The sequence below is a fragment of the Protofrankia sp. Cr1 genome, from assembly GCF_963555865.1.
Lineage (GTDB): Bacteria > Actinomycetota > Actinomycetes > Frankiales > Frankiaceae > Protofrankia.
On record NZ_CAUVXO010000207.1, the window covers coordinates 4,392 to 9,392 of the forward strand.

The 5,001-nt window shown below is 67.3% G+C and carries 4 protein-coding genes; all 4 read left to right on the forward strand.

Annotation, left to right across the window (positions count from 1 at the left end; translation table 11 throughout):
* Positions 1-1,950, forward strand: a 1,950-nt coding sequence (locus U9980_RS16240) for a WD40 repeat domain-containing serine/threonine protein kinase (protein WP_322768687.1), incomplete at its 5' end; no start/stop codon positions are given.
* Positions 1,951-2,166: 216 nt separating this feature from the next.
* Complete coding sequence (locus U9980_RS16245) at positions 2,167-2,442, forward strand: hypothetical protein (protein WP_322768688.1); 276 nt, start codon at positions 2,167-2,169, stop codon at positions 2,440-2,442.
* Entirely contained in the window at positions 2,439-2,786 is a 348-nt protein-coding gene (locus U9980_RS16250; protein ID WP_322768689.1) for a type II toxin-antitoxin system PemK/MazF family toxin, read from the forward strand. Before U9980_RS16245 ends, U9980_RS16250 begins: the two co-directional genes overlap by 4 nt.
* A gap of 196 nt (positions 2,787-2,982) precedes the next feature.
* The gene (gene thrS, locus U9980_RS16255) at positions 2,983-4,968 is read left to right on the forward strand and encodes a threonine--tRNA ligase (RefSeq protein ID WP_322768690.1); all 1,986 of its coding nucleotides are present in this window, start codon (positions 2,983-2,985) and stop codon (positions 4,966-4,968) included.
* Positions 4,969-5,001: the final 33 nt, after the last annotated feature.

A 5,001-nucleotide genomic window follows, 5' to 3' on the forward strand; every position in this document is an offset into this window, starting at 1 on the left:
GCCCTGGACCATCCTCATATCGTCCGGGTGTATGACGCGGTCGCCGCAGACGATCTGCATCTGATCGTGATGGAGCTGTTGGGCGGGGGGACATTGACCCGCCGGCGGGCGGGTATGTCGGCGGAGGCGGCGTGTGCGGTCGGGCTGGCGGTGGCTGCGGCGTTGTCCTGTGCGCATGGCCGGGGGGTGCTGCACCGTGACATCAAACCGGACAACATTCTGTTCGACACCGCCGGCCTGCTGAAAGTCACCGATTTCGGTATCGCGAAAATCGTGGAGGGGTCGGCGACTACCGCGAGCGCGGTTATCGGTACTCCGCGTTATATGGCCCCCGAACAGATCCTCGGTGGCCGGCTGAGTCCGGCCACCGATCTGTACGCCCTGGGGGTGTTGCTGTATGAGTTGCTGAGCGGGGTGCCGCCGTTTGATCCGGCGTTGCCGGCCCCGGCGCTTGTCCATCATCATCTCAATGTTCTTCCGTCGCCGCCGGTTGGGGTGCCGGCCCCGGTGGCGGATCTGGTGATGCGCACGTTGGCGAAGGATCCCGCGGCCCGCCCGCAGTCGGCCCACGCGTTCGCTCTGGATCTGGCTCGGGCTGCGGCTGTCGTCTACGGCCCGGGTTGGACGGTCCGGGCCGGGATCGGGCTGCGTCTCGATGATGACATCCGCACCGCCGCCGAGACGCTGTCCACCCCCACCCAGCCGGCCCCGACTCAGGCGGCCCACGCCCCGTCTATCCCCACACCGCCGCCCGACAGCAGTGAATTACCCACCCGCAGGGCTGGTCGGCCGCCGTCGGGCAGGGCATCGGCTGGTCCGCCCATCCGGCAGGCCAGCGGTGTCCTGACCTGGCTGCGGCGCCGGCGCCTACCTGTCGCCGCCATCGCGGTGCTGCTTGCGGTCGCCGGTACCGTCCTAGCGGTCGCCCTCGCCCACGGCGGGGATTCGTCGCAGCCCACAGCTGAGGTCCGCCCCGACCCTCGGCAGCTGGGTGCCCCGTTGACCGACCACACCGGTGGGGTGTTTTCGGTGGCGTTCGCTCCGGATGGGCACACTCTGGCCAGCGCCGGTAGGGGCGGCGCAGTGCGGCTGTGGGACGTGACCGACCGGACCGCGCCTCGCCCGCTGGGCGCTCCGTTGACCGGCCACACCGGCATAGTGCGGTCGGTGGCATTCGCTCCGGATGGGCACACCCTGGCCACCGCCGGCGATGACAAGACGGTGCGGCTGTGGGACGTGACCGACCGGACCGCGCCTCGCCCGCTGGGTATGTCCCTGACCGGCCACACTGACCCGGTGAACTCGGTGGCGTTCGCTCCTGGCGGGCACATCGTGGCAACCGCCGCCGGCGATGTGTACAACACCGATCACACCGTGCGGCTGTGGGACCTCACCAACCCGGCCGCGCCCCGCCCGCTGGGCTCGCCGCTGACCGGCCACACCGACTCGGTGTATTCGGTGGCGTTTTCGCCGGACGGCCATATCCTGGCGAGTGCCAGCTGGGACAAGACCGTGCGGTTGTGGAGCGTCTCCGATCCGGTCGCGCCCAGTCCGCTGGGCGTTCCCCTGACGGGTGGTAACACCGACGAGGTGAACTCGGTGGCGTTTTCGCCGGACGGCCGCACTCTGGCCAGCGCCAACGATGACAAGACGGTGCGACTGTGGGACGTCGACCGGTCCACCCCCAGTTCCCTGGGCTCGCCGCTGACTGGCCACACCGCCAGGGTGCGGTCGGTGGCGTTCTCGCCGGACGGTCGCATTCTGGCCAGCGCCGGTGATGACCACACGGTGCGGCTGTGGGACGTGACCGACCGGACCGCCGCCCGCGCGTTGGGTTCCCCGCTGACCGGCCACACCGACTGGGTGTTGTCGGTGACGTTCTCGCCGGACGGTCGTATTCTGGCCAGCGCCGGTGACGACGGCACGGTGCGGCTGTGGAACATCGGCTGAACGGCCCCCGCCGGCCAGCCCCTCAAGCCAGCGCTCACACCGGCCGCGTCACGAGCGCCCTTCGGGCGAGAGGGGTCCTGCGGACGGGCTTTGCCCTACCTGCGTCGGCAGGCTGCCCCATATAGCCCGATCTTCACGGCGGTGCGGGACGCTCGGCCGCATCGGTGGTCTCTCGGATTGCGTGGTCAGGGTTTCCTTGAAGGTATACTTCTTGGTATGCCGGCAACAACGATCAAGGTGGATAGTGCGGTACGGGACAGACTCCTCCGGGTCGCACGGGCGCGGGGGGTCACCATGGGCGCCCTGCTGCAAAGCCTTTCTATTGATCTCCAGGCGCAGCAGGAGTGGGCTGAGATCGAGGTCGCCTACGAGCGTTTCCAACGTGAGGATCCGGCGGGCTGGGTCGAGTACGTTGTTGAACTGGCGGAGTGGGAGAAGGTGCCGGGCGACCCGGGTGACGCCGCGGACGAGTGGCCGGAGTTCAACACGTGAGGGTTCAGCGTGGTCAGATCTGGTTGGTTACGCTCAATCCCACGGTCGCCAACGAGCAGGCCGGTTCCCGGCCCTGTGTCGTCATTTCCGCTGACCGGTTCAATGCGTTGCCGATCAGACAGGGCATCGTTGTTCCGCTGACCACCCGGGAGCGAGGGTTACCGCATCATGTACGCGTCGTTGACGACGGCGGTCTCAATCGGGCCAGCTGGGCGATGTGTGAGGCGGTACGGGCTGTGTCGACGCAACGGTTCGCCCGGCTCCTCGGTACCGCCGACGAACAAACCACGAGCGCCATAGCTCAGCAGATCATCAAGTGGCTGGGGGACGTTCGCCCAACCTGATCAAAGTTGGTCTGGTTCCGTGTCAGCCATCAGTAGGCGCACCGGCGCACCGGCGCACCGGCGCACCGGCGCACCGCGCTGACCCGGCGCATCCGGCCAGAGCGCCGGCCTCGGCGGAAAAACCCGGAGGCGCTGGGCGTGACCGCGTCGGTAGCATCAGAGCGTCTTCTTCTCGTGCCGATGTCAGGAGCGTGTGGTGTCAGATCTCGCGATCGTCCTCGACCGTGCCCCGCAGCGGGCCGAGCGTGTCGTGGCGGCGGGCACCACGGCCACGCAGGTCCTGGGCGACGATCCGAAGATCGTCGCTGCCCGGGTGAACGGGGAGCTCAAGGACCTGGCGTATGTCCTGGTCGACGGGGACGTGGTCGCGCCGGTACCGGTCGACTCGGACGACGGCCGGGCGATCGTGCGTCACTCCTGCGCACATGTGCTGGCGCAGGCCGTGCAGGACCTGTTCCCCGACGCGAAGCTGGGGATCGGCCCGCCGATCAGGGACGGCTTCTACTACGACTTCGACGTTGCCGCACCCTTCCATCCTGATGATCTCAAGCGCCTTGAGAAGCGGATGCAGGAGATCATCAAAGCGGGCCAGCGATTCTCCCGCCGGGTGGTGTCCGACACCGATGCCCGCGCCGAGCTGGCCGGTGAGCCGTACAAGATCGAGTTGGTGGGCCTGAAGGGCGCGGCGGACGCCGACGCCGACGATCAGGGAGTGGCTGTCGAGGTCGGCGCGGGCGAGCTGACCATGTACGACAACCTCGACGCCAGGACCGGCGAACTGTGCTGGAAGGACCTGTGCCGGGGCCCGCATGTACCCACCACCCGCAACATCCCGGCGTTCACGCTCATGCGCTCGGCCGCGGCCTACTGGCGTGGCTCGGAACGTAACCCCCAGCTTCAGCGGATCTACGGAACCGCCTGGGAGTCACGCGATGCGCTCAAGGATTACCTGCACCGGCTGGCGGAGGCCGAACGGCGCGACCACCGCAAGCTCGGGACAGAACTCGACCTGTTCTCCTTCCCGGATGAGATCGGCTCGGGGCTCGCGGTCTTCCACCCAAAGGGCGGCGTCATCCGGCGGGTGATGGAGGATTACTCCCGGGCGCGGCACGAGGAGGCGGGCTACTCCTTCGTCAACACGCCGCACGTGACAAAGAAGCAGCTCTTCGAGGTTTCGGGCCACCTGGACTGGTATGCCGACGGCATGTACCCGCCCATGGAGCTGGACGAGGGGCAGACGTACTACCTGAAACCCATGAACTGCCCCATGCACAACCTCATCTACCGGTCCCGGGGACGTTCCTACCGTGAGTTGCCGCTGCGGCTGTTCGAGTTCGGCACGGTCTACCGGTATGAGAAGTCGGGTGTGGTGCATGGGCTGACCCGGGCCCGTGGTTTCACCCAGGACGACGCGCACATCTACTGCGCCCTCGAGCAGATGCCGGGCGAACTGGACAGCCTGCTCACCTTCGTCCTCGACCTGTTGCGTGACTATGGTCTGACCGACTTCTACCTGGAACTGTCCACCAAGGATCCCGACAAGTTCGTGGGTGGCGACGCCGAATGGGCCGAGGCGACCGAGACACTGCACCAGGCCGCCACCAAGCAGGGGCTGGACCTCGTGCTGGACCCCGGTGGCGCCGCCTTCTACGGCCCGAAGATATCGGTGCAGGTACGGGACGCCATCGGTCGGACCTGGCAGATGTCGACGATCCAGGTCGACTTCCAGTTTCCCCAGCGTTTCGATCTCGAATACCAGTCCCCGGACGGTACCCGCAAGCGTCCGGTGATGATTCACCGCGCCTTGTTCGGCTCGATCGAGCGGTTCTTCGCGGTGCTGCTTGAGCACTATGCCGGGGCGTTCCCGCCCTGGCTGGCGCCGGTGCAGGTCGTCTGCATCCCGATCACCGATACCCATGTCGACTACCTGGACGTCATCGCGGCCGACCTGCGCAGGCACCACATCCGGGTGGAGGTCGACAGCTCCGACGATCGGATGCAGAAGAAGATCCGTAACGCCCAGAAGCAGAAGGTTCCCTTCATGCTTCTCGCGGGCGACGACGACGTGGCCAAGGAGGCGGTCTCCTTCCGCTACCGCAACGGCGAGCAGAAGAACGGTATCCCGGTAGGGGAGGCGATCGCGGAAATCGTCCGGGCTGTCGAGCAGCGGATCCAGATCTAAAAGCGGATCAGCCCGGAACGCGTCGGCTCACGG

Coding starts and splice junctions, on each gene's coding strand:
- U9980_RS16245 (WP_322768688.1), top strand. CDS start 2,167: ATGCCGGCAACAACGATCAAGGTGGATAGTGCGGTACGGGACAGACTC.